The following is a 23175-nucleotide window of genomic DNA, read 5'->3' as shown; positions in this document are numbered from 1 at the left end:
CGGACTCACTGCCGTCGTAGCGCCACCCGACCAGAGCTCAGGACCCGACGCACGATCGGCGCGATGAGCCGGTGCCATCGCTCATAGCTGGCCAGGACCGCCGCAGCCTCGTCCGCCCCGAGATCGCGTGGGACCGCCTGGAACCGGCGCCGGCCCGTCTCGATGGTGGCGTGACCGGCGGCATGGACGTTGCGGTACCAGTCTGCTGCCCGCCCGAAGCCGCTCACGACGACGACCCCACCGGAGGCCCGGTCGGCTGTGAGTACCTCCAGCACGGTCCGCTCACCGAGCCTCCCAGCGGAAGCGGCGTACGGCGACGAGAGCGCCGAGCACTCGCCAGGCGGTGAGGACGCCGAGATGGCCCCAAGGAACACGGTCGTCGCCGGCGAGCGCGTCGATCAGTGCGTGGTTGAACGGCTGGATCGAAAAGCCGGCGGCCGAGCCGCGGGGAGGCCTGGAGTTCATCTCGTGTCGTTTCCATGACACCCATGAGATCGCCGGTGCCGCCGCTCCGGCAGGGTGCATGGTGGCGTCCAGGACCGACGGACGGAGGGTACGGCGCGTCGGCATGCGACCTTCGTCGGTATCCATCCCGCCGTAGGTACGACGGGCGCCGCGGCTCGAGCGGCCGTCGCATTGCGTGGACCGGCTGAGCGATCGACCGCGGTGGCGTTGGCGGCACCCGCGGGCCTTCGACGTGGCCCTCGCGGTGCTCTTCGTGGTGCTCGACACCGTGACCACGCTGGCCGGGTGGACGTGGTGGTCGGCCGACCCCGGCGCACTGGCGTGGACGATGCTGGGTCTGCAGGCCGTGGCGTGTTCGTCGTTGGTCGTGCGGCGCCGGGCGCCGCTCACCGTCCTGGCGGTGCTGGGCACGTTCACCCTGGTGGTGACGTTGCTGATCGCACCGGCAGGCCTGCTCGTCCCGGCCACCACGGACACCGCGGTGCACAACACCGCGCCCACCGGCACCGCCGACCCCGCGCTGGCGGCCTCCGGCTCCGGTCTCGGCATCGTCAATCTCCGCCGGAGCGTCGACCTCGTGAACAGCAGCCTCCGCGCCGGCCCCGCATCCGACGGAGGGTTCGAGCTCGTGGCAACATTGCCGGCCTACATCCCGACCTCGGGACGGCTCGCATGACGGAGGTCCAGGTGGTGATCGTCGACGACGAACCCATGGTGTGCGGGTTCCTTCGCACCATCTTGAGCACCGCCGACGGCATCGATATCGCGGCCGAGGCCCATGACGGCGCCGCCGGTGTTGACGCAGTCGTACGGGAGCGGCCGGATCTGGTCCTGATGGATCTGCGCATGCCCGGCATGGACGGGCTCACCGCCATCGAACGCATCACCGACCTGCGCGATCCGCCCGTCATCGTCGTTCTGACCACCTTCGACGCCGACGAGTACGTGCTCCGGGCGCTGCGTGCGGGGGCGACCGGCTTCCTGGTGAAGTCCACTCCGCCCGAGGACCTCATCGGCCTGGTGCGCGCCGCGGCCGAGGGCCACACCGTCCTCTCCGCCGTCGCCACCCGTCGCCTTCTCGCCGCCTCCGGCGAACGTGTCACAGCAAGACTGATTTCTCGGGTGAGTTCTGGCCCCATTTTCGGATGGGTTTGGCCCCACCTGGGGCGCGTCGACGCGTGTTGTTGGAACGAGTTTTAGCCCCACTTGTTGATCTTGTCGGGTCAGTGGACGTGGACCGGGTAGCGGCCTGTCTATGACCTCAGCGATCCGGTCCCACTGCGACGGAGGCGCTCACGGGCCTCACTCTCGGACAGTGAGGTGATGGGCTGCCCGACCACGTGCTGATACTTTGCGTCGTAGGCCCGGGTCCAGACGCCGGCCGCCCACGACCGTTCGAGCTCGTCGGCGCTGAACTCCCGGCCACGGGCATGGCAGTACGCGGCGAGGAACCGCTCGGTGTCCTCCACGGTCGCCAGCTCGTCCACGTTGACGGTCGAATACAGCGCAGCAGCGAAGCCGACGAGGACGGCTTCGCTATCAGCGGTCATGCTGTCCCAGTCGTGCACCACCAGCAACCCGTCTCCGTTCCAGCGCAGATTGCCGGCCAGCCAGTCGCAGTGGCCGATCACGGCTTCGGACTCGCTAGCTCGCAGCCGGTCACGGGCACGGCGCCCGGCATCGTCGATCCACTCCGGACCGGCCACCTCGTTGAGGTTGACGTCAGAGCCCTCGGGACACGGCCACAGTCCGTCCTCGGCGTGGTTCCAGGCCGCCCACGACGGTGCCGGGTCGAGCGTGGACACCTCCGCCGGCCCTGGAGCGAGGCTGATCAGCCGCGCGAACGCGTCAGCGAAGGCCCGAGGCGCGTGGTCCGCGCTGGGGAGCGTGGCGCCGCCGGGGACGTAGGCCTCCGCGGTCGCGACGTCCTCGCCGAACGGCTCGGCGCCGGTGAGCGGCTGAGGGCACGGATAACCGGCCTGGAACATGCGCCATTGGACATCGACGCAGGCCGCTATGCGCGCCGAGTCCGGACGCACCTTGACCACGACCTCGCGGCCGTCAACCAGCCGCAGCCCAACAACTACGGACAGGTACCCGGATCTGAAGATCTCATCCGCTGGCGGGCTGCCCAGATGCTCCACGCACCACTGAGCAAGATGAGTCGGATCGACGGCATGCCCGCTGGACGACATCTGAACATCCTCGCATGCGCTAGTGGCGTCCCGGAGCCGCGTCATGGTTGCGGTGCGCGGCGGCGGTGAACTGCAGGGTGTCGAGGAATGCTTCGATGCCGGTGGTGTGGTGGTGGCCGCGGATGGTGAGGAAGGCACGCAGCTTATCGCGGACGCCGGCGGCTGGCCTGGTGGAGGAAGCACCAGGTCAGCTCCAGGAGCTCGGCGGTGATCTCATCGCGGGTCGGCCCGAAGACGGCGTCGTCGTCGGGCAGTTCCAAGGGTGGCTGGTCGGCGGGCATGGGGCGCAGCGCCCGCCTCAGATGCTCGCGGCCTGCTAGGCGCGGGTGTGGGCGAGCCGGTAGGAGCCGGTGCCGGTCTCGATGATGTTGCCGCCGAAGGTGAGCCGGTCGACGATGGCGGCTAAGAGGCGGGGGTCGGTGAAGGTGGAGTCCAGCCGGAGAACGACTCGTTGAGGGCGATCGCGACGCTGTTCTTCTCCTCTCGTTCGGTGAGGACCTGGAAGAGCAGTTCGGCGCCGCGGCGGTCCAGTTCCATGTAGCCCAGCTCGTCGATGCAGAGCAGGTCGACCCGGCCGTTGCGGGCGATGGTCTTGGTGAGTTGCTTGTCGTCGGCGGCATCGACGAGCTCGTTGACCAGCTTGGCCGCGAGCACGTAGCGGACCCGGTGCCCGGCCAGGGCGGCCTCGGTGCCCAGTGCGATGAGCAGGTGCGACTTGCCGGTGCCGGAGTCCCCGATCAGGGAGAGCGGGAGGCCTTTGCGGACCCAGTAGCAGGTGGCCAGGGTGTGGATGACGGCGGGTTCGACATTCGGGTTGGCGTCGAAGGCGAAGTCCTTGAGCAGCTTCTGGCGGGGGAATCCGGCGCCCTTGATCCGGCGTTCGGAGCGGCGCCCGTCGCGGTCCTCGCACTCGGCCATCATCAGCTCGGCCAGGAACCCGCGGTAGGTCAGCTGTTCGCGTTCGGCGGCGTCGGCGGCCGCGGTGAACTGAGCCCGGATGGTGGGCAGGCGCAGCGACCGGCAGGCGGTGTCGATGGGCGGCGTCGGCGGCCTGCTCGGTCAGGCCTCGGTGTCGTGCGGCGGTGGCCATGGCTCATTCATCCCTCACTGATCGATGGAGGTTCCCCGCGGTCGGGTATGGCGCTACAGCTGGTAGTAGGCGGCCACCGACGGCGGCGGCCGGGTATCGGCAGGCAGTGGTGTGGTCAGGCGCCGCTGGGTCAGCGATGTGACCGGAGCCGGGGACGAGCCGGCGTCCGCCGCGGCGCCGTGATCGTCGGTTATGGCGTCTTGCTCGGCGGCCTTGCGGGCCTCGACCGCGACCGCGTCCGGGGTGAGTGCCCCGGCCCGCAGCGCGGTGGCGATCCCGGCGACGGCGTGCTCGTGGGTCATGCCGCGGTGCAGCAGCACCCCGATCAGCGCGCGGGTGCCGGCGGCCTCACCGCGTGCCCGCCGGCGGCGGCCCACCAGGCCTCGTGCACCTGGGTGAACTTCCCGGCGGCGCGGGCCTGATCCAGCGTGGTGGCGCCGGGCAGCGCGTCGGGCTTGCGGACCAGCGCCTCCAGGTAGTGGTCCAGCTCCAGGCGGGCCTGGCCGCGGCCGGTGAGCCGCCCGTGGCGGGCGGCCTCGACCCGGCCGTCGATGATGACCAGCTCCGACGCGTGCAGCAGCACCCGCACCGGCCGGCCGATCAGCCGGACCGGGACCGAGTACTGTGCCGCTGCTTACGAGGCGTCCAGATCCGCCAACAGGATCGCGTCGATAGCCGGCTTGAACGGGTCCAGCCGCGACCGACGCGGCGGCGGACGCTTCCGTGGTGCCGGCCACGCCGACGACAACGCCTCCCGAACCGTGCGGCGATGCACCCCGTACTTGCGCGCCAATGAGCGAACCGACAGGCCCTCGATCCTCGAGTCCCGCCGGATCGCCGCGAACAACTCGACCTTGCTTCGGTGCATACGCCCCCCGACGTGAGCAGCCCACATCATGCTCCAACGATCTTGATGGGGCCAGAACTCGCTGGAACCAAGTTCGTGATCGACCGGGTGGGGCCGACGCTCGTCCGAAGATGGGGCCAGGTCACACGCTAGAAGTCAACAGACCCGAGCCCGCGAACTCATCGGCACCCTGAGCGAGCGTGAGGTGGAGATCCTCGCCTGCCTGGGGGAGGGCCTGTCGAACGCCGGCATCGGCGCACGTCTCTATCTCGCCGAGGCCACCGTCAAGGGGTACGTGTCCCGGGTGCTCGAGAAGCTCGGCTGCAGCAACCGCACCCAGGCCGGTCTCATCGCGCATGACGCCGGTCTCGCTGCTGGAGGCGGCTGACCAGTACAGTCACACCATGGGCCACCCGGTGATGCCTTTCGTGGGCGGTACCCGGGAGCGTCTCGTCGCTGATCTGCTGGCCCACGTCGACGAGGTCAGGGCGACCGGACGCCCACGACTCGTGACGCTGGAGGCCGGCACCGGGTGGGGCAAGACGCGCCTGGTGCAGGAGCTCTACGCCAGGATGGCCGCTGAACGGCAGCAGGCGCCCGCGTACTGGCCGGAGTCACTGTTCGCCGGGGCCGACGACGCGCTGCCACTCGAAGGCCGGCGCAAGCGCCTCTACCCCACGGGGTTCACGCCGGCGGAGGGCGCCGTCCCGCACTGGTTCTGGTGGGGCATCACGGCGACGGCGCACCGCCACGGCACCGCCGTCCAGGCGCTGGCTCAGGACCTGATGCAGGTCGAGGCGCACAGCGCCGCGCTGGAACGGCGATGGCGGGAGCTCGCCGGGGTGCGGGACAAGGCGGTGCGGGTCCTTCGCGGTGAGGACGCGGCGGAGTTCGGCACTGTGCTGCGCGACGAGGGCGTCACACGCGCGGCCGAGGCAATCGTGGGGTCGGCTATTCCCGGCCTCGGGTTCCTCATGTGGGCCGGCGGAGTGGTGTGGCGGCAGCGACAGCGCTGGTCCGCCGATCCCGGTCCGCAGCCGGTCGACGCCCAGGGACAGAACCGGACCGATCTGGTGACCGAGCTGGCCACCAGTCTCGGCTCCTTCGCCCGGGTCGGTCTGCCCGTGATCATCGTGGTCGAGGACCTGCACGACGCCGACGCCTCGCTGGCCGACTTCTTGACGCGGGTGCTGACGGCGCCGTCGGGACCGGTCCTGGTGTTCGCCACCGCCTGGCCGGGCCTGCTGGACGGCGAGGAGGTCGCCGCGCACCGTGTGCTGGACGAAGTGCCGGCCGACCGGGTGCGCAGGATGCGGCAGCCGGCCGAACTGCCCGATCTCGAGCCTCGCGCGCTGGACGAACTGGCGGTGCATCTGCTGCCGGACGCGAGTGCCGCGGAGCGGCGGCTGCTGACCTCTCGGTTCACCGTGCCGCTCACGCTCGAAGTGGCGTGTTCGGTGCGCAGCATCCGCGAGGCCGTGGCCGTGCACGACCTGCGGGCCGAGGACGTCGACGAGTTGCCGCGCGACGTCGAGGGTCTGTACCGGGTGGTCTGGAGCCAGCTGCCCGCCGCGACGCGCGAGGCCCTGATGGTGGCGGCGCTCGCGACGCCACGAACCGCCGGACAGTTGTTCCGCGACGGCAGCTGGGACGCGGACGTGGTCGCGACGGCGCTCGCCGCCCTGCCATGGCTGGACGACCAGGTGCGGGAGATCCTGGCCGGAGCCGGGACGGACAGCACCGCCTACGCCTGGGTGCGCCGCGTCGACGATTGGTTGCGCCGCTTCCACGAGCCCGCCCAGCTCGACGTCGCCGTCGACGCGTCCGATGAGGAACTCGGGCGGCGGCGTCGCCGGGCGATCCACGAGGCACTGGCCGCGCACCTGGATCCTCGGGAGTCCGGACTGGCAGCGCCCCGGCGGCGCTGGCAGGCCCAGATGCTCGTGTCGTTGGCCGCCGAGGGCTTCGTCGGCTGGACCGAGCCGGTGTACGAATCGCTGGACCTCCTCGTGGACGAGGCACGCGAGCAGCCCGACACCGACAGCCTGCGCACCGTGGTGGCCCTGGCCCGCAGCGCACCGACGGGTGACTCCTCACCGGCGGGTCTGCGCCGCCGTCGTCATCTCGGTGAGGCCTTGCGTCAGCTCGGACGGACCGATGACGCCGTCGCCGAGCTGAGCGAGGTCGTCCGGCTCCGAGAGGCGTCCGGGGAACTCGGCGACGACTACGCGCTGGACCTCAACCAACTGGCGTTGGCGGAGTCCGGCGCCGGGCGCCAGGAACGTGCACTCGAACTCCATCGTCGCGTCGTCGACGTGCTCTCGGCGACCTATGCCTCGGACGCGCCGGAGCTGTGGGCGGCTCGCAACAACCTGGCCATCGCGGTGAACTCCGTCGGCCGGACCGCAGAGGCGATCGATCTGCTCGAGAAGCTCGTGGCCGATTCCGGGACCGGACTGGAGAACCTCGAGCTGTACCACATGGCGCGCACCAACCTGGCCGGGTGCTACCTGGCGGCGGGCGAGCTGATGCACGGCATCTTCTTCAGCCAGACGTCGGTGCACATGGCAGAGGCCACGTTCGGGTCGCACCACCCCATCACGCTGCATGCTCTCGACATGCTCGCCCAGGCGGCGTGGGCCGCCGGCGCCGCTGATCTCGCCCGCCAGGTCGCCGATCGGCACGCCAGGATTGCGGCCGACGTCCTGGGCGAGGACCACCCGAGCGCCGTCTCGGCCGCGCAGGCGGCCGCACACATCGCGGAGCACGAGCCACCGGAGCCGCCGATCACCCTGCCGCCGTGGACGCCGGCGGACCAGACGCTGCTGATCTTGGGACGGAACACCCACGGCAAGGAGATCTACACGTATCTCCGGATTCACCCGGACCGCGTAGACGCCCTTCGCGCGACTTTCGCGGGTGGCGGACTGTTCCGCCCCGGCGATTGGGGCGCCGTCGTCGCGAGCGGCTACGGCAAGCCGACGCCGCGGGACACCGCCCTCACCGGGATACCCGAGTACATGATCTACTTCACGCCGAATGACGGTGGCGAGAACGGTGCTGAGAACCACGGTCCGCGCGACACAGTCGAGGACCTGCCGCCCGATGCGTCGCCTGGTGGATCGAATTGTCGCTAGGTCACCATTCGGCATTGCGATCGTCACGATTGCGTCGCTAGGGCACTTTCGGCTTGGTGATTCCGCGAACGCCTCCGATAGCGTCGTGGACACCGAACCAGCCCGGCGCGGGTTGAGGTTGCTGGCCGATCGTGCAGGGCATACGCCTGCTGTGCCGGGGCTCGTCTCCCTCGCGCCATTCGTCGCGTGGCTCACTGGCTGCCTGTGTCGAGGGCGCCGCCGCCTGCCCGGGGATCCGGTGCGTCGCGTGGCCGACGAACGAAAGGCGAGGTCACAGGGTGGTACATGCGCACGGAACGTCCCACGGCGCCGGACACTGGGCGATGAATCGGAGAGATGCCCGAGGAACGAGCTCTCCGAACCGGGCCGGCATTCCGGTGTCGTCGAGCTCCGCGTTCCCTCGCTGACGATGTGCGACGAGTGTTTCGGGCCGTTCGACTTCCGTGCCTACGGCCACACGGAGGCCGAGTGCCGGCGCGAGATCGCGACCTGCGCCGAGTTGCTGATGCAATCGTCCGCCTCGGACCGGGCCGTGCGAGTCGGCGAAGGGGACGTGGTCGCTGCCGAGGGGGAGGCCTTCCTGCAGAAGTGGCTCGGTACGTCGAGGCAGAGCTGGGACAGGGTCGTCGTAGGGTCGCCGGGCTACACCCGCTATGTCCTGGCCATGACGGCGGCCGCAGAGCTCGGCTCGGCCGACGCCATGATCGACCTGGCTCGCAACGGGTTCGCCGAGCTGCGGCGGGTCTGGATGGCGAAGGCGGCCGCGGCAGGCAAGCCGCAGGCGCGGATGTGGTTTTCAGCGTCGGCTGCGGAGTCGGGTGATCCCCATACGGCCCTGACGTGGGTCCGGTCCGCTGCCGAGTCCGGCTGTGAGAAGGCCATGGTGATGTTCGGCCTGCTCGTCCTCGATGCGATCCGGCATCACCGCGTGGGCGAGGCCGAGGCCGAGGTGCTCTGCGCCATCGCCCAGACGCATCTGGTCGCGGCCATGCAGCACGCAGATCCCATCGCTGGCTTCGCTCTCTTCGACCTGCTCACCGAGTGTGACAAGGAGGTGCCTGACGACCTCGCCACGTGGGCGATCCGGCCGTGGCCGGCCGATCCACGGTTCGAGCGCCGTCACTTCTCCTGGTTCGACCTCCTCGCTTGAGCGCCGTCGAGTCCGGCGCCCGCGGCGGGATCGATCACGCCGTCCTGTTCGTAGACATCGGGGATGCCGTCCTGGTCGGTGTCGGCTTGCTCGGCGAGCAGGATGATCCGGTGCGCGCGGTTGCGCATCCGCAGAACGACGGCAGCCAACCCGGCCGAGATCAGCGAACCGGTGAGGACGGCGATCTTCACGTGATCGTCGCGTTCGGAGCCGGGACCGAAGGCGAGGTCGCCGATGAGCAGCGACACGGTGAACCCGATCCCGCCCAGCAGTGCCAGACCCAGGACATCCATCCACCGGAGCTCGGGGTCGAGGCGGGCTCGGGTGAACCGGCTGACCAGCCAGGTGGCACCCACGATCCCGACCGGTTTGCCGATCACGAGCCCGGCCACGATCCCGATGGCGACCGGATCGCCCCATGATGCGGTCAGGCCACCGCCTTGCCCGGTGATCGCGACGCCGGCGGACATGAAGGCGAAGATCGGCACTGCGACGCCTGCGGACAACGGGCGGAAGCGGTGCTCGAAGTGCTCTGCCAGGCCCGGGCCGGCGTCGGGCCCGCCCGCCTGCTGGCTCCGGATCACCGGAACCGCAAAGCCGAGCAGGACCCCGGCGACGGTGGCGTGCACACCGGATTCGTGCACCAGGGTCCAGGTCGCTGCCGCCAACGGGAGGAGCAACCACCAGGACCGGACCCGGCGTTGGACGAGCCAGGTGAACGCGGCCAGCGGAACCAGGGCACCGAGCAACGGAGCGACGGACAGACTCGTGGTGTAGAAGGCGGCGATGATCACGATCGCGATCAGGTCGTCGACGACCGCGAGGGTGAGCAGGAACGTCCGCAAGGCGGTCGGCAGGCACCGTCCCACCACAGCGAGCACCGCAAGGGCGAAGGCGATGTCGGTCGCGGTCGGGATCGCCCACCCGTCCAGGGCACCGCCGTCACGGAGATTGATGACGGTGAACAGGATGGCGGGCACAGCGACGCCGCCGAGCGCGGCGGCGATCGGGACGGCTGCCCGTCGCGGGGATCGCAAGTCGCCTGCCACGAACTCGCGTTTGAGCTCCAGCCCGGCGACGAAGAAGAAGATGGCGAGCAGACCGTCCGACGCCCAGGTGGCCACCGTGAGATCGAGGTGGAGGGCTGCGGGACCAACTTCATAGTCGCGCAGTGACTCGTACGTGTCCGACCACGGAGAGTTGGCCCAGACCAAGGCGATTACCGCGCCGCCCAGGAGCAGCGCGCCGCCGATGGTCTCCTTGCGCAGGATGTCGGCGATGCGGCGTGCCTCGACCCAGGAACGCCTGCCGAACAGGATGTGCGGGCTGCGGGGCTGACCGGCCATGGTGACCTCCCGGGAGGGTCGGATCGTCGACTGCCGACCAGACTTCCCGGCGCACCGAGTTCATCCTACGAGATCGGGCGAGTCCATCGGTCAGCGATGAGCTGCAAGCGCTGTCTCAGGCAGACTCTGCGCAGAACGGCGAGACCTGCATCTCTGCGCGCTCGACCACCTAGATCGACCTCTGCGGGTCGGAGCGCGCTGACGCCACCTGCTGCCATCGCGTGCCGTCAACGCCCTTGATGATGAGCCAGAGGGCGAATGCCAGCTCCCCGGGCACCGCGAGCACCACCACCGTCGCCGCGAGTACGTCCGCGGTTCCCGGCCACAGGAGGTTTCCGAAGCCCTCTGCAAGGTAGCCTATCGAGGCCGCTGCTAACAGAATTCCCAGGACTCTCGGCAAGAAGCCGGACTTGTACACCAGGTAACCGAGGAGAATGAGGTGCAGGCCGAAGAACAGGCCCCAGATCAGTGTCACGAACTCGTTCGCGTCGAAGAAGAGTGAGACCAGAGCATCGACCTGGTCCGGCTCGAAGGCTGCGAGATAACCGGCGCCGCTCACCGTGAGAAGCACGAGTGAGCTGGTGAGTAGATTGACCGCTTGGACGACTGCCTCGGCGACGCGGGAGAACGCTGCGGCCATGGCAACGGTGGCGTTGACGGGCCTGAAAAGAGTGTAGAGCAGGGCTGCCAGGACTATTTCAATCAGGAACACCACAGATTCGGCGGCCATGCCGATTCGGAACAGCGTCTCATCAGCGAGAAGATTCTCCGCCGTGGCTGTGGGGTCATCCTCCACGAGGATTCGCGACCTGCCGACAAAGAACGCGAACGGAGCGACTATGAAGATGGCGACATAGAGTGCACCCGCGGCCCGTGCGATTCGCTTGACAGGTATGTCTGGTTGAATTCCGTTGATCTTCTGCACGGTCCTTCTCCGTCCTAGGAGTCCGCTAGATGGTCGATTCACCACCACCTCGACGATCATGTGGTGACGATCGTCTTGCCCCGCGTATGCCGATCACCGACATGACGTAAGGCGTCCACCGCGTCACTCAATGGATACGTCCGGTCGATGACAGGGGTGAGCTCGCCGCTTTCGATGAGCTCTTTCAGGGCCAAGAGGTCATCCCGGCGTTGCTGAGAGAAGAAGGGACGGAGTTGCTGGCTGACGAGTGGGGAAAGGACAGCGGCTCGGATGGTGCGGCCGAACCCCATGAACCACGATCCGCCGGATCCGCCGACGATCACCAACGTTCCCTTGGGCGCCAAGACTGCCCTCAGTGTCGACAAAGGCCGGTTGCCGGCGAGGTCGAGGATGAGGTCGTAGCGATGTTCACCAGCGGCAATGTCGTCCAGGACATAGTCGATGACGTGGTCGGCTCCGATAGAGCGGACCAGTTCGACGTTCCGCGTGCTGCACACGCCCGTGACCGTCGCGCCAAGAGCCTTGGCGATCTGTACGGCGAAAGTGCCCACAGCACCGGATGCACCCACGATCAAGACGTCTTGGCCACGCTGAAGACGGCCGGCGTCGCGCAAGGCTTGGAGTGCCGTGCAGCCGGATATCGGTACTGCTGCAGCCTGCTCCGGCGTCAGGTTCGCCGGCTTCGGCGCCAACGAATGGGGCGAGACCACCACGTACTCTGCCAGTGTCCCGTTGCACCATCCGAACAGGTCGTCGCCCGAATGGAGTTGGGCGACGCCGCTACCGACCCGTTCGACCTGGCCCGCTGCTTCTTGCCCGGCGACGGTGTTCTTCGGTCGGCGTAGGCCGTATGCCGGGCGAGCGATGTAGGGCTGACCTCGAACCGTCAGCCAATCGCCGATCGCGACGCCTGCGGCGCCGGTGCGCAGCAAAACCTGGCCAGCGCCGGCAACGGGAATGGCGACGTCTTGAAGCCGCAGCACGTCTTGGGGCAGGCCGTAACCGTGCTGAACGATCGCCTTCATCTCGATCCGGCCTCCTTGGTTGTCATGGAGTAGCCATTCGGTGGCCGCCGGAAGACACTCTCATCAATCGTCGAGATTTCCAAGATCCCCGGGATGTCGAGACATGAGTGGGCGGTCCGGCCGGCGGCGGATCAGGCATTAGCGCTGGGGAGATCAGGGCTGGAGCTGGTGCATCCTGTAGAGATGTCGGCCGCCTGTGCGAATCCATCGAGGTGTACCGCACCGCGATGTTGCGCTATCCCGGATTCTCGATCTCAACCATGTCGGAGACGCCGCCGCGGTCTCGCTCGTTCTCGAGCATGACCAGCGAGACCGCTATCAAGAGTACGGCGACGAGTAGCGCGACAGCGATCCTTTGAGGCGTGGCGGTGTCGATCAACCACCTGCGCAGAGGTGAGAGGACATGGCGCTCGTACATCTTGGGAGTTCCCTTGTCGGATGCGAGGTTCTCACCACCGTAAGGCGATCTGGTGTCGATGACCAGCCCAGGTGTACGCCTATCTGGTTCAGTGCTCCCTCGCGGAGCAGGCGTCTGTACAACAGTCCGCATGGTCTTCGTTCGTCGCGCTCGCATGGAGGTGGCCGTCTGTGCGCACCAAGAGCGGGCTACCGACCATACGCCTCCTCATCAGGTGCGACGGCGCTCGAGGAGGACGGTGTCGTGCCAAGCGCCGTTGCGCTGGACGATCCTCTCGCGGATGCCGACGGTGCGGTAGCCGGCCTGGTGGTGCAGCGTGCGGCCGGACACCGATCTGCTGGTCGCCGCCGGGGCAGACCGGGCCGCGCGGCGTCGTCGTCGACGAGACCATGGCCGCCGGGTTGCGCGAGTACGAGGCGACGGCGGCCGGGTTCGCCCCGCTCAGCATGACGAGCGCCCCGGACGACCACGAGGCTTACTACCCGGGCGCGCAGACCATCACCATCCGCATCACCGGCGACGCCGGCACCGGCCTGCTCCTAGGCGCTCAACTCGTCGGGCCACGCGGCACCGAGACCGCCAAACGGGTAGACACTCATGCCACCGCGCTGTTCCACGGCATGACCGTCGACGCCTTCAGCGAGCTCGACCTGTCGTACACCCCGCCGCTCGGCTCACCCTGGGACTCCACCCAGATGGCCACCCGGGCTTGGGTCCGCGAACACGTGCTGCCGGCGCGGGTCCGCAGTTCGCAATGAGGTCGAAGCGGTGGCGCCCGTCTCGCAGTGGACCGGGACGAGAACGGTGTCAGCTGCTCGGGACGTCCCGATGTCGGAGCCCGGCCAACCCCGCCCAGGTGAATCCTGCGGCGACGAGCAGCAACACGAGCACGGGACCCGGTTCGAAGCCGGCAGCCGGGAGCTCGGGCACATGGCCGAACGGGGAGAGATCCCTGGTCCAGCCGGGGAACTGCAGGATCTGTCCCATGTAGACCACCGCGATCGCGTAGGCCGGAACCAGCCACGCCAGCGGGCTCAGCCGGGGCGCCAGGCCGATCACCGCCATGGCGAAGCCGGCGGCGACCCAGATCGCCGGTAGTTGTACGAGTCCGGCCGCGAGCATGTCGCCGAGCCAGGCTGCGTCGTCGGTGGCGACCGCGGTGGAGACGCCGAACCCGAGCCCGACCAGCACCATGATGACGGCGCTGCCGCCGAAGGCCATGGTGAGATGGCTCGCGGCCCAGCGGTTGCGGGAGACGGCGGTCGCGATGATCGGTTCGGCCCGCCCGGACGTCTCCTCGGACCGCATCCGGAGCACGGCGAGGACGGCCTGGATGGAGGCGATCATTCCAGTGAGGCTGAGCACGGTGACGAGCCAGGACTCGATGAGGGTGGCCCCGGAGATGTCGCGGACGAGGTCCTCGAAGGAGGAGATCTGGTCGAACATGTCCTGGATGCTGTCGACCAGTGAGCCGTACGTGACCGCGAGGACGAGCAGCCCGGCGGACCAGGCGATGAGGCCGGCACGTTGTAGCCGGAATGCGAGGCCGAGCGGGCTGCTCAGCGCGGCGGACGCGGTAGGCGATCCCAGACGGGCCGGTCGGAGCCCGGCGCCGACATCGCGGCGCACGCTGAGCGCGTACGCGGCGATCGCGAGCGCCACGGCCAGGACGACCATGAGCAGCAGCGGCCACCAGCGCTGATCTGCGGCGAAGGAGTGAGTGGCCTGTCCCCAATAGAGCGGCGACACCCATGACAGGCCGCTCTCGGCGACATCGCCGACCGCGCGGATGGCGTAGGCGATGCCCAGAACCGCCAGCGCCAGCCCGGACGCGCCGCGTGCGTACTCGGTGATCTGGCTGGTGACTGCCGCCACCGCGGTGAACACCAGCCCTGCGGCCACCAGCCCGGCGCTGAACAACAACGATCCACCGGCTGTGACGCCGTCGGCGCCGGATCCGGCCAGGCCGCCGGCGATGAGCAGCCCGGTCGCGACGTTGGCGCCACCGACCAGGACGAGCGCGGCGGTCAGCTGAGCATGCCGGCCCAGCACGTTCGCCCGGAGCAGCTCGGCTCGGCCGGACTCCTCCTCGGCGCGGGTGTGCCGCACCAACGACAGGATGCTCATCAGGCCGAGGAGCAACGCCATGAAGACGTACATCTGGTGGCCGGTCATCACGCCGTAGGTGTAGTCGTCTCGGCTGTAGATGCGGCCCACCATGGCGGTGACGGCCGGCAGGCTGGACAGGTCCGCGGCCGTCGCGCGGTCGGCCGCGGTCGGGTAGGTCTGCTCGAAGCTGCCCACGGTCCCGACTCCGAACAGCGTCAGAGCGCCGATCCACACCGGCAGGCGTACGCGGTCGCGGCGCAGCATGAACCTGACCATGGTCCCGGTGCCGGTCAGGGTGCTCCGGCCCCGCACGGGGGCCGTGGCTGTCGCGCGGGTCGTCGTGGCGGTGCTCATCGTGCCCTCCCGGTTCCCGCGAGCTCGTCGCCGTAGTGACGGAGCATGAGTTCCTCGAGGGTGGGCGGGTGGCTGGTGATGCTGCGAACGCCGAGGTCGCCGAGCGTGCGTATCACGGTGTCGAGGTGTTCGCCGTCGACATCGAACCTGACCCGGCCGTCTTCCTCGTGGAGGTCGTGCACACCGGCCAGTTCAGTCAGCGGGCTCGCCGGTCGCAGGGTCTCGGCCTCGATGGTGGTGCGGGTCAGGTGCCGCATCTGGGTCAGCGTGCCGGTCTGGACGACCTCGCCGCGGCGGATGATGCTGATGGTGTCGCAGAGCTTCTCCACCTGGGCGAGGATGTGGCTGGACAGCAGCACGGTTCGACCATCGGCCTTCACCTCGGCGATGAACTGCTGGAACACCGTCTCCATCAGTGGGTCGAGGCCGGCGGTCGGCTCGTCGAGGACAAAGAGTTCCACGTTGGACGCTAGGGCGGCGACGATGGCGACTTTCTGCCGGTTGCCCTTGGAGTACGTGCGGGCCTTCTTCGACGGGTCCAGATCGAATCGTTCGATCAGGTCGCGGCGGCGACCGGTGTCCAGGCCGCCGCGGAGCCGGGCCAGCAGATCGATGGCCTCGCCGCCGGTGAGGTTGGGCCACAGTTCGACGTCGCCGGGGACATAGGCGAGCCGGTGGTGCAGGTCGACGGCGTCGACCCACGGGTCGCCGCCGAGAACGACGGCGCGACCGGCGTCGGCGCGCAGCAGGCCGAGCAGGATTCGGATGGTGGTGGACTTGCCGGCGCCGTTCGGGCCGAGGAAGCCATGGACCTCGCCGGTCTCGACGGTCAGGTCGAGTCCGTCGAGCGCTGTCACGGAGCCGAAGGACTTGCGCAGTTGCTGGATCTGGATGGCAGGGGTCATCGTGCACCTCGATGCGTGAGCCCGGGCCGGTGGCCCGGGAGATGTCGTGACGGATGAAGTCGGCCCCGAGACGACGAGGCCGTGCGTCGGTGGCTAGCTCGCAGTGGAGTCTGCGTCGCCCGCCGTTGGCGGATCCGGCACGTACATGAGGTAGTCGTCCAGCATGGAACGGTCGACGAACAGGCCCTGGCTGAACAGTTCCAGCGCGGGCAGGGTGATCTCTTGCGAATAGCGGCGGAACGCCGCCGCGAAATCGTCGGGGTGGTCGTCGAGGTGCATCGTGGCCCAGAGCAACAGGCCGCCGATGTTCTGGTAGGCGAGATAGCGGGTCCGCGCCGCCGGGTCGCGGCTGGGGAGGATCACGCCCGCTGCCTCGCCCGCTGCCAGATACTCCTGGGCGTCGGCCATCATGTGCTCGACCAACTCGGCCGCGAGTGTGCCGCCGGCCTGCAGGCTGCGCAGCAGGTACCGGGCCATCGGCGCGAACTGCTCGACCTCGGCCAACTGCGCGAACAGCATCGCGGCCGTGCCCGTGGTCACGGCCTTGGTCTTCTCGGCCCGGATGACGGCAAGGACATGCTCGTCGCACGCGTGCCTGAGGCCGTCTTTGGACCCGAAGTGGTGGACGATCAGCCCCGCGGTCACACCGGCCTCCGTCGCCAGCGCCCGAAGCCCCACAGCGAACCCGTCGCGGCCGAAACGTGCGATCGCAGCGTCGCGAATCCGGTCGGCAGTCTCCATGCCGGCGGGCCGAGCCTCACGTTTCGTGCTCGTGTCGCGCATGATCCTGATTAAACAGTCGTTCAATCGGCGGCGCAAGAGATAAGGCAGAGGTGGCTACAGGCCGAGGAACTCACGACGTCAGCTGTCTTCTCGACGGGTGAGCTTCGCCGCCAGTAGTCCGCTCACTGCGCCGATGCCTGCGCCGAGTCCGATCGCGAGCCCTGCGCCGGACGCGTCGTGTGCGTCGTCCACCCCGGTCTGCATGACGATCGCGATGTAGGTTCCGCTGCCGACCGCCGTGACGACGCCGACCAGGATGCCCGTGAGGTGATGAGCGCCGAGCGGCGCGGCCCTGGTCAGCAGCACGCTGAAGAGAGCGCCGAGTCCGGCGACCAGGCCCGCCGTGAGCCACAAGGTGGTCGTCAACGACTCGAAACCCTCGGCACCGTCCGGTCCCCAGCGGGTAGCGATGGGGTCGGGTAGCCGCGGCCGGACCGCCAACACGGTCGTAGTGCCGACGAGAAGCGTTGCGGTTGTCGCGGCCATCATGGCGCTGCTGGGCCGAATGCGGGGCGAAGCATCACGGGACCGGTGGATCACGGCGTCATCTCCCTGAGTCGAGCAGGACAGAACGACGCCGACCAGGCTTCCCGGCACACCGGTCACCGAGCTTAGGGCACCGAGGTCGAGCTCGAGTCGCGGGTGGCGTTCCGGCCGCTAAGTGAGCTGGAGCCGTCGCCACGCGTCGAGCGTCGCCAGGGCGAAGGCCAGTGGGATGACAAGTGCGAGTGCGAGCTGGGCGAGAGAGACGCTCTCCGGCTCGAGCGCCCAGAGGGCCGGCGCGGCGAGCGGCAGCCACGCGCCGGTTCCGGCGACGACGGTGACCTGTGCGACGACGATGATTCCGATGGTCGTCGCGACGCCCGGGAGGAGTCCGCGGCCGAGCGTTGCGGCCCAGGCTGCGGGCATGGCGAGACCAGCCGACAGGATCGTGAGCGTCAGTTGGCGCCCGAGAGCCGCCACGGTGGCGGAGTCCACGGGTCCGAGGCGCAACAGCGCGCCGACCGTGGCGAGGAGGGCGACGAGGACTGTGGCGACTGCAGCGGCCCACAAGAGATGGATCGCCAGCTTGGCCACCGCGATGGCGGCTCGGCTCACCGGTAGTGCGAACAGGCCGGCGACGGTGCCGTCGGCGAACTCGCGGCCGATCATCCAGCTGAGCGTCACACCGAAGCCCAGGGTCGCGCCGGCCGCCGTGACCTGTGCGGCTACGCCCAGGTAGCGATCCCACCCGCTGGTGCCGGCGAGGGTTCCGAGCTGTGCCAGCACCTGCTCGTTGCCGCTCTGGGCGGCCGCGGTGAGCGAACCGGCGAGGACGCCGATGCCGGCGACGAGGAGGATCGTCGCGGACCCGATGACTCTGGACGACGAAGCCTTCACCAGCTCGACGGCGAGCGCTGCCTTCGCGCCCGTCATGACGCGTACTGCTCGTCATCGGCGTGGATCAGTGCGAAGAACTCTCGCTCGATATCGACGCCATGCGGGTCGAGAGCGCCGACGATGCGACCACGATTGACCACTGTGATGCGGCTGGCGACTCGCGCCACCTCGTCGAGGTGATGACTGGAGACGAGAACTCCGGCGCCGTCAGCACACCGTCGCAGCAGCGACTCTCGGAGGAGGACGACGCCGGCCGGGTCGAGTCCGTTCGTCGGTTCATCGAGCACCAGGACGCCAGGATCGTGGACGAGCGCTGCCGCGAGACCCAGCCGCTGCCGGTTGCCCTGAGACAGGGTGCGTGCGCGACCATCGGAGTAGCGGTCGAGGCCGAGCTCGACGATGACTCCGGTGACGGCGTCATCGATCCGCCGGCGGGGCACTCCGTGCAGTCTGGCGGCGACCGCGACATTCTCGCGTGTGGTCAGCTCGGCGTACGCCAGGGGGTGATCGACCAGGTGCCCGACGCGTGCCCACACTGTCGCGGGCGCGGACGCGACGTCATGGCCGTCGATCAATGCGATGCCCGCGGACGGGCGCAGCATTCCGAGCAGGAGCCGCATGAGTGTGGTCTTCCCGGCGCCGTTGAGGCCGACGATGGCATGGATCTCGCCCGTACCCACGTCGAGGTCTACTCCGGAGACACCGGTTCCCGGCGCGAACTCACGCACTAAGCCGCGAGCGGTCATTGGGGCGTCACCCATGACTGCCCTCCAGCGTGCTCAGCGCGACCATGACCGCGTCGGCGAGTGATCGGTCCTGCTGACCGGCCCACTCGTAGAGGGCTGCCATAAGTGCGGCCAGAATGGCGCCGGATGCCACGCGGGCTCGAAGCGGTTCTGCGCCGTCCTGGATGAGCTGCGCGCTGATGAGACGCTCGGTTGTTGCGTTGGTGCGCCAGGCTGCGGCCCGCAGGATGTCGTGCTCGGCGACGACTCGGACTCTGCGTCGAACGGTCTCGCCTTCAGGCTCGGGGAGCTGTTCCCAGGCGCTGCGGAGGCCTCCGATCGCCCGCGCGATCGGAGGCCAGTCCAGGGGCTGGGCGCCGACCGCCGCGGCGATGACGGGGTCGTAGGGATCGTCGAGAAGCAACTGTTCCTTGCTCGAGAAGTGCCGGAAGACCGTCATCTCGGTGACCCCTGCTGCCGCGGCGATCTGCGTGATGGTCGTGGCTTCGAAGCCCTGCCGTTCGAAGAGGTCGAGTGCGTGCTCGGCGATCCTCGCCCGCGTGCGGAGCCTCTTCTGGGCTGGGCGCACCGTCGTCATGACAGAAATGTTAGCGACTCACATAACGCTTCGCCATCCGCACTCAGGCATCTCCGGGTTGCGCGGATCTACGTTGTTCGGCACGGTGGAGAGACGCAGTTTGTATCAATGATGCGGATTTGGCACGGGTCGACTCGAGCCGAGGAGTGGTCAACCTTGCGAGTGGCTGTCTGCGGTCATCGTCGGCTGGACGGCTCGGTCGCGGACGACGTCGACGAGGCCCTTCGCCAGCACCTCTCCACCGTGGACCGACTCGTGGGGATCTCCAGTCTGTCCGAGGGCGCCGAGCAGATCTTCGCTCATGCGGTCCTCGACACCGGAGGACGGCTCCTCGTCGTGGTGCCGGCCGAAGGTCACCGGGATGCGCTGCCGCCCTCCTGCAGGGCCGGTTACGACTCGCTCGTCAGGCGCGCTCTCGACGTGGTGAGTCTTCGGTTCGATGCGCCGACAGCGCAGGCGCGTCTCGCCGCTGCCCGGCACATGCTCGAACGGGCTGATCAACTCGTCGCGATCTGGGACAGGCAGGCAGCCGACGTCGACGGCGGCCCGGTCGACGTCATCCGCGAGGCGATCTGGCGCCGAATCCCCGTGAAGGTCATCTGGCCGACTGGGTAGCCTCGTCCGGCCGACCGAGCGGAGCGGGGATTCGGCTCGCTCAGGGCGTGTGGTGGTCGGTCTCGGCTGCGTCGCGGAGGCGGGGGAGGGACGCCTCGATGCCATGGCGGTTGCGGGTGGGGAACCTCAGCACCCGAAGGACGGTGGCCGTCAGCGGGCCGACTCGGGTGTAGTCGAAGGTCTCGGTGACGCGGGTGGTTGCTGGGTCGAGTGGTTCGAGTTGGTAGCGCCAGCGGTGGCCGGCGAAGTGTCGCCAGGCGATCAGCCGCTCAGGCTCGTATTCGACGATGCGGTTGGTGATGCGGTAGCCGACGCCGAACAGTCGCATCCGGACGCCGAAGGTGCTGCCCCGGGTGAGCGTGGGCGGCCCTTCGATGAGGCCGCGCACGGAGCCGGATCCGTCGATGCGCGGGTGCTGTCGCGGGTCGGTGAGGATCGCGAACACGACCGATGCCGGCGCCTGGACGGCGATCGAGGCACTGACGAGCCGCCCGGTCCGCGTCGTCACGCGATCAGCTCGGCGTAGGCGACGACATTGTCGCTGTAGTCGCCGGAGCCGGTGTCGAGGTCGCCGGCGCAGGTGATGAGGCGCAGCTCCGGTCCGGCGGTGTTGGCGTAGACGGTGGCGGTCGGGAAGGCGTCCTTGGCGTACTGCTCGACCCTGGTGACCGCGAACACCGCGACGGTGCCGTCGTCCCTGGTGACGCGGATCTCGTCGCCGGTTTCGAGGTCGGCGAGGTGGCGGAAGACGCCGTCGGCGCCGTTCCAGGTGAGTTGCCCGGCCAGTACGGCGGGGCCGGACTCGCCCGGGGTGGGGCCGAGTTCGTACCAGCCGACCGGGTCGGGGCCGTCGGGTACTTCCATGGTGCCGTCGTCGGCGAGTCCGAGGTTGATGACGTCCTGGCTGATGCCCAGGGCGTCGATCTCGACGAGTGCGGGCGCGCTGGCCGGCAGCGGCTCCGCAACCGCCGGCGCTTCCGTCGCCGGCGGCGCCTCGGTGGCCGTTGGCGCCGATTCCGGCGTGGGAGACGGGCTCGCGGTCGTCGACGGCGTGGCCTTCGGGGCCGTGGCGGGCTCGTCCGGGGTTCCGCAGCCGGCGAGGACGGCGATCGTCAGCGCGGTGACCGCGGGGGCCGCAGAGAGCAGTCGCCATGGTGTCCAGTCCGCGCCGGCGGGCTCACCGCCGGCGCGGACCGGTGTCCGGGGTGTGCGTGTCACCGCGTGGCAGCCCGGCGGCGACGCAGGCCATGACCGGTCAGGCCGGCCAGGGCGGCGAGGACCACACCGGAGAAGGCCAGCACGGCGGTGCCGTTGCCGCCGTGCCCGGCGGACGAGGCGAGCGGGCCGGAGCCGGTGTCGACGCCGCCGTCAGGAATGTCGCTGATGTTCGAGCCCTCGATCATGCCGCACGACGCGGGAGCGGTGGCCTCCTGCGGAAGCGCCGGGTCGAGCTCGCTGGGGCCGGCCTCGGCGTCGTACTCGCCGTTGCCGTTGACGTCGATGCCGTGCTGGACCACGTGCAGGTTACGGACGGCTGCCGCGGTCCCGTCGGGCAGTTCGTCGGCGGTGAAGGTCCGCGTGTAGGCGACGTTGCCGTCGGCGTCGGCGACCGGCATGCGGTCGACGGCGAGGCCGGAGTCGGGCGAGGAGTCGCCCTCGGTGGTCAGCGAGATGAAGATGTCGCCGTAGGACGGCAGGCCCTCGGCGGTGCTGACGATGCCGTCGCCGTCGGCGTCCGCGTCGCCTGTCGGGCAGACGAAGTCCTGCTGGCGGTCGCTGGCGCCGTGGATGTGCTGGGCGTGTGGCTGGTTCGGAACCAGCCCGGTGGCTTCGATGTTCACCGTCAGGTCGCCGTTCTCGGCCAGCGTGATGACCGCCGACCCGCCGGCGCCGCTGTCGTTGAGGGCGCCGAGGGTGATGCTGTAGTCGCCGGGCTCGCCTTCGCTGGTGTCGCCTGCCGCGGCCACGTGCTCGCCGTGGGCGAGCGCGGGTGCTGCCGCGCCGAGCGATAGCGCCAGGGCTGCAGGTGCCGCCAGCCAGATATGGACACGTCGCATGACGTTGCCTCCATGGTTGTCCGTCCCTATCGACGGGGCTAAGAGGCATTCGGTGCCAGGACGGGTGCGGATTGGCTCTATGGCGGGACTTCTTGCTGCCGGGGGCGAGGCCGGTCCTTCATCGACAGCGACTCCCCTGGTCCCCCGGCGGCTCCGGATCCAGACCGGTTAGCGTGGAGGACGATTTCGTGGGCGACCGATAGGGAAGGTGGGGTCCGAGATGCGGGCGGCGGACGGGTCGGCGAGTGATGCCGATTACGGCGAGTTCGGTCCCGGCTACCGCACCCACCGGAGGCCCGAGCCCGAGTTCGCCTCCGCCATCTCCGCAGCTCTCGGCGACGCCCAGACGGTCGTGAACGTGGGCGCCGGCGCGGGGTCGTACGAGCCACCCGATCGTGATGTCACCGCCGTCGAGCCGTCGGCCGCGTTGCGTGCGGAGCGCCCCGCAGCGCTGGCCGAGGCGATCGATGCGACCGCGGAGGAGTTGCCGTTCGCAGACGACACCTTCGGTGCGGCCATGGCGACGTTCGCGGTGCACCAGTGGCGCCACCTCGAGCTCGGCCTGGCCCAGCTGCGTCGGGTGACCCGTGGCCCCGTCGTGATCCTCACCTGCGATCCGGCGATGCTGCACCGGTTCTGGCTGACCGAGTACGCGCCCGAGGTCGTCGATGCCGAGGCGCGCCGGTACCCGGCCATCGACCGGATCCGGGCAGCGCTGGGCGGGACTACCGAGGTCCACGGGCTGCCGATCCCGCTGCGCTGCGTCGACGGGTTCAACGAGGCCTACTACGGGCGGCCGGAGATGCTTCTCGACCCCGATGCCCGCCGGGCCAACTCGGCCTGGGGCCTCGTCGGTGCTGACGTCCACATGCGGTTCGTGGTGTCCCTGACCCGCGATCTGGCCGACGGCACCTGGGACGACGCACACCGGGCGCTGCGGAAAGCATCACACTTCGACGGCTCCCTGGTGCTCGTCGTCTCACGCCCGCATGGCCTCGAGCAGTAGTCGGCCGAGCTCGTCGCCGGGTTCACCGATCCGGCCCGGGCCTTC

24 protein-coding genes and 5 pseudogenes are annotated in these 23175 nt (G+C 69.3%); 8 read left to right on the top strand and 21 right to left on the bottom strand.

What is annotated here, in order from left to right; genetic code table 11:
* Positions 1-5: 5 nt before the first annotated feature.
* On the bottom strand, positions 6-275 hold the full coding sequence (locus HD601_RS33175) for a nitroreductase family deazaflavin-dependent oxidoreductase (protein WP_221441282.1): 270 nt from the start codon (positions 273-275) through the stop codon (positions 6-8).
* A gap of 7 nt (positions 276-282) precedes the next feature.
* The gene (locus HD601_RS24720) at positions 283-591 is read right to left on the bottom strand and encodes a hypothetical protein (protein WP_184830335.1); all 309 of its coding nucleotides are present in this window, start codon (positions 589-591) and stop codon (positions 283-285) included.
* 106 nt (positions 592-697) lie between these two features.
* Between HD601_RS24720 and HD601_RS24715 the strand changes: the two genes are divergently transcribed.
* Both HD601_RS24715 and HD601_RS24710 read left to right on the top strand, forming a co-directional pair.
* Entirely contained in the window at positions 698-1141 is a 444-nt protein-coding gene (locus HD601_RS24715; RefSeq protein WP_184826413.1) for an ATP-binding protein, read from the top strand.
* Positions 1138-1560, top strand: a pseudogene (locus tag HD601_RS24710) (response regulator); the annotation flags it as partial. The gene HD601_RS24715 and the pseudogene HD601_RS24710, both read left to right, overlap by 4 nt.
* A gap of 158 nt (positions 1561-1718) precedes the next feature.
* Here the strand turns inward: HD601_RS24710 and HD601_RS24705 are convergent.
* The 5 genes and pseudogenes from HD601_RS24705 to HD601_RS24685 form a co-directional block, all read right to left on the bottom strand.
* Positions 1719-2660 (bottom strand): phosphotransferase family protein, encoded by a 942-nt coding sequence (locus tag HD601_RS24705; RefSeq protein ID WP_221441281.1) that lies wholly within the window; start codon positions 2658-2660, stop codon positions 1719-1721.
* Positions 2661-2803: 143 nt separating this feature from the next.
* Complete coding sequence (locus tag HD601_RS24700) at positions 2804-2941, bottom strand: hypothetical protein (protein ID WP_184826409.1); 138 nt, start codon at positions 2939-2941, stop codon at positions 2804-2806.
* Positions 2942-2976: 35 nt separating this feature from the next.
* A pseudogene (istB, locus tag HD601_RS24695) lies at positions 2977-3750 on the bottom strand (IS21-like element helper ATPase IstB).
* A 53-nt stretch (positions 3751-3803) separates the two neighbouring features.
* Positions 3804-4127: a hypothetical protein gene (locus tag HD601_RS24690; protein WP_184826406.1), complete on the bottom strand. Its 324-nt coding sequence runs from the start codon at positions 4125-4127 to the stop codon at positions 3804-3806.
* Positions 4076-4339: a hypothetical protein gene (locus HD601_RS24685; protein ID WP_184826404.1), complete on the bottom strand. Its 264-nt coding sequence runs from the start codon at positions 4337-4339 to the stop codon at positions 4076-4078. Before HD601_RS24685 ends, HD601_RS24690 begins: the two co-directional genes overlap by 52 nt.
* A 421-nt stretch (positions 4340-4760) precedes the next feature.
* On the opposite strand from HD601_RS24685, the pseudogene HD601_RS24675 reads away from it, so the two are divergent.
* The 3 genes and pseudogenes from HD601_RS24675 to HD601_RS24665 all read left to right on the top strand — a co-directional run.
* Positions 4761-4985 (top strand): annotated as a pseudogene (locus HD601_RS24675) (response regulator transcription factor); the annotation flags it as partial.
* 40 nt (positions 4986-5025) lie between these two features.
* Positions 5026-7734, top strand: a complete 2709-nt coding sequence (locus tag HD601_RS24670) for an AAA family ATPase (protein WP_184826400.1) — start codon at positions 5026-5028, stop codon at positions 7732-7734.
* Positions 7735-7981: 247 nt separating this feature from the next.
* On the top strand, positions 7982-8884 hold the full coding sequence (locus tag HD601_RS24665) for an SEL1-like repeat protein (protein WP_184826398.1): 903 nt from the start codon (positions 7982-7984) through the stop codon (positions 8882-8884).
* Here HD601_RS24665 and nhaA read toward each other — a convergent pair.
* The 4 genes and pseudogenes from nhaA to HD601_RS36010 all read right to left on the bottom strand — a co-directional run.
* Complete coding sequence (nhaA, locus tag HD601_RS24660; protein ID WP_184826396.1) at positions 8854-10230, bottom strand: Na+/H+ antiporter NhaA; 1377 nt, start codon at positions 10228-10230, stop codon at positions 8854-8856. The two genes, HD601_RS24665 and nhaA, sit on opposite strands and share 31 nt — an antisense overlap.
* Positions 10231-10399: 169 nt before the next feature.
* Positions 10400-11215, bottom strand: coding sequence for a DUF4386 domain-containing protein (locus tag HD601_RS24655; RefSeq protein WP_184826394.1), 816 nt, complete (start codon positions 11213-11215; stop codon positions 10400-10402).
* Positions 11212-12180 carry an NAD(P)-dependent alcohol dehydrogenase gene (locus HD601_RS24650; RefSeq protein ID WP_184826392.1) on the bottom strand — a complete coding sequence of 323 codons (969 nt, stop codon included), beginning with the start codon at positions 12178-12180 and terminating at the stop codon, positions 11212-11214. Before HD601_RS24650 ends, HD601_RS24655 begins: the two co-directional genes overlap by 4 nt.
* 628 nt (positions 12181-12808) lie before the next feature.
* Positions 12809-12913, bottom strand: a pseudogene (locus HD601_RS36010) (ArsR family transcriptional regulator); the annotation flags it as partial.
* 77 nt (positions 12914-12990) lie between these two features.
* On the opposite strand from HD601_RS36010, the pseudogene HD601_RS24640 reads away from it, so the two are divergent.
* Positions 12991-13356: pseudogene (locus HD601_RS24640) on the top strand (CoA-disulfide reductase); the annotation flags it as partial.
* A gap of 49 nt (positions 13357-13405) precedes the next feature.
* Here the strand turns inward: HD601_RS24640 and HD601_RS24635 are convergent.
* From HD601_RS24635 to HD601_RS24605, 7 genes are all read right to left on the bottom strand, one after another.
* On the bottom strand, positions 13406-15061 hold the full coding sequence (locus HD601_RS24635; RefSeq protein ID WP_184826388.1) for an ABC transporter permease: 1656 nt from the start codon (positions 15059-15061) through the stop codon (positions 13406-13408).
* Positions 15058-15966: an ABC transporter ATP-binding protein gene (locus HD601_RS24630; RefSeq protein WP_184826386.1), complete on the bottom strand. Its 909-nt coding sequence runs from the start codon at positions 15964-15966 to the stop codon at positions 15058-15060. Before HD601_RS24630 ends, HD601_RS24635 begins: the two co-directional genes overlap by 4 nt.
* 93 nt (positions 15967-16059) lie before the next feature.
* Positions 16060-16749: a TetR/AcrR family transcriptional regulator gene (locus tag HD601_RS24625; protein ID WP_246400400.1), complete on the bottom strand. Its 690-nt coding sequence runs from the start codon at positions 16747-16749 to the stop codon at positions 16060-16062.
* 78 nt (positions 16750-16827) lie between these two features.
* Positions 16828-17355 carry a hypothetical protein gene (locus HD601_RS24620; protein ID WP_184826384.1) on the bottom strand — a complete coding sequence of 176 codons (528 nt, stop codon included), beginning with the start codon at positions 17353-17355 and terminating at the stop codon, positions 16828-16830.
* A gap of 51 nt (positions 17356-17406) precedes the next feature.
* Positions 17407-18165, bottom strand: coding sequence for an ABC transporter permease (locus tag HD601_RS24615; protein WP_184826382.1), 759 nt, complete (start codon positions 18163-18165; stop codon positions 17407-17409).
* The gene (locus tag HD601_RS24610; protein ID WP_221441279.1) at positions 18162-18875 is read right to left on the bottom strand and encodes an ABC transporter ATP-binding protein; all 714 of its coding nucleotides are present in this window, start codon (positions 18873-18875) and stop codon (positions 18162-18164) included. Before HD601_RS24610 ends, HD601_RS24615 begins: the two co-directional genes overlap by 4 nt.
* 7 nt (positions 18876-18882) lie before the next feature.
* Positions 18883-19452, bottom strand: coding sequence for a TetR/AcrR family transcriptional regulator (locus HD601_RS24605; protein ID WP_184826378.1), 570 nt, complete (start codon positions 19450-19452; stop codon positions 18883-18885).
* Between the two features lie 156 nt (positions 19453-19608).
* Here HD601_RS24605 and HD601_RS24600 point away from each other — a divergent pair, with 156 nt between their 5' ends.
* Entirely contained in the window at positions 19609-20067 is a 459-nt protein-coding gene (locus tag HD601_RS24600) for a hypothetical protein (RefSeq protein ID WP_184826376.1), read from the top strand.
* Between the two features lie 40 nt (positions 20068-20107).
* On the opposite strand, the gene HD601_RS24595 is transcribed toward HD601_RS24600, so the two are convergent.
* Genes HD601_RS24595 through HD601_RS24585 form a run of 3 tightly spaced genes read right to left on the bottom strand, consistent with a single transcriptional unit; the run spans position 20108 to position 22124 of the window.
* Positions 20108-20575, bottom strand: a complete 468-nt coding sequence (locus tag HD601_RS24595; protein WP_184826374.1) for an SRPBCC family protein — start codon at positions 20573-20575, stop codon at positions 20108-20110.
* The gene (locus HD601_RS36005) at positions 20572-21285 is read right to left on the bottom strand and encodes a class F sortase (protein ID WP_221441278.1); all 714 of its coding nucleotides are present in this window, start codon (positions 21283-21285) and stop codon (positions 20572-20574) included. Before HD601_RS36005 ends, HD601_RS24595 begins: the two co-directional genes overlap by 4 nt.
* Positions 21282-22124, bottom strand: a complete 843-nt coding sequence (locus HD601_RS24585) for a hypothetical protein (RefSeq protein WP_184826372.1) — start codon at positions 22122-22124, stop codon at positions 21282-21284. Before HD601_RS24585 ends, HD601_RS36005 begins: the two co-directional genes overlap by 4 nt.
* A 220-nt stretch (positions 22125-22344) precedes the next feature.
* Here HD601_RS24585 and HD601_RS24580 point away from each other — a divergent pair, with 220 nt between their 5' ends.
* Positions 22345-23130: a class I SAM-dependent methyltransferase gene (locus HD601_RS24580; protein ID WP_184826370.1), complete on the top strand. Its 786-nt coding sequence runs from the start codon at positions 22345-22347 to the stop codon at positions 23128-23130.
* The last annotated feature ends 45 nt before the right edge of the window (positions 23131-23175 follow it).

Source organism: Jiangella mangrovi (assembly GCF_014204975.1).
Classification (GTDB): Bacteria; Actinomycetota; Actinomycetes; order Jiangellales; family Jiangellaceae; genus Jiangella; species Jiangella mangrovi.
Note: the sequence above shows the minus strand (reverse complement) of the source record. Positions and strands in the feature narration are given on the sequence as shown.

Excerpts from the sequence above, each read along its gene's own strand:
- HD601_RS24720 (WP_184830335.1), bottom strand. The coding sequence starts at position 591 with ATGGATACCGACGAAGGTCGCATGCCGACGCGCCGTACCCTCCGTCCG.
- HD601_RS24705 (WP_221441281.1), bottom strand. The coding sequence starts at position 2,660 with ATGTCGTCCAGCGGGCATGCCGTCGATCCGACTCATCTTGCTCAGTGG.
- HD601_RS24615 (WP_184826382.1), bottom strand. The coding sequence starts at position 18,165 with ATGACGGGCGCGAAGGCAGCGCTCGCCGTCGAGCTGGTGAAGGCTTCG.
- HD601_RS24580 (WP_184826370.1), top strand. The coding sequence starts at position 22,345 with ATGCGGGCGGCGGACGGGTCGGCGAGTGATGCCGATTACGGCGAGTTC.
- HD601_RS24635 (WP_184826388.1), bottom strand. The coding sequence starts at position 15,061 with ATGAGCACCGCCACGACGACCCGCGCGACAGCCACGGCCCCCGTGCGG.
- HD601_RS24585 (WP_184826372.1), bottom strand. The coding sequence starts at position 22,124 with ATGCGACGTGTCCATATCTGGCTGGCGGCACCTGCAGCCCTGGCGCTA.
- nhaA (WP_184826396.1), bottom strand. The coding sequence starts at position 10,230 with ATGGCCGGTCAGCCCCGCAGCCCGCACATCCTGTTCGGCAGGCGTTCC.
- HD601_RS24605 (WP_184826378.1), bottom strand. The coding sequence starts at position 19,452 with ATGACGACGGTGCGCCCAGCCCAGAAGAGGCTCCGCACGCGGGCGAGG.
- HD601_RS24655 (WP_184826394.1), bottom strand. The coding sequence starts at position 11,215 with ATGATCGTCGAGGTGGTGGTGAATCGACCATCTAGCGGACTCCTAGGA.
- HD601_RS24625 (WP_246400400.1), bottom strand. The coding sequence starts at position 16,749 with ATGCGCGACACGAGCACGAAACGTGAGGCTCGGCCCGCCGGCATGGAG.
- HD601_RS24700 (WP_184826409.1), bottom strand. The coding sequence starts at position 2,941 with ATGCCCGCCGACCAGCCACCCTTGGAACTGCCCGACGACGACGCCGTC.
- HD601_RS24650 (WP_184826392.1), bottom strand. The coding sequence starts at position 12,180 with ATGAAGGCGATCGTTCAGCACGGTTACGGCCTGCCCCAAGACGTGCTG.
- HD601_RS24610 (WP_221441279.1), bottom strand. The coding sequence starts at position 18,875 with ATGACCGCTCGCGGCTTAGTGCGTGAGTTCGCGCCGGGAACCGGTGTC.
- HD601_RS24630 (WP_184826386.1), bottom strand. The coding sequence starts at position 15,966 with ATGACCCCTGCCATCCAGATCCAGCAACTGCGCAAGTCCTTCGGCTCC.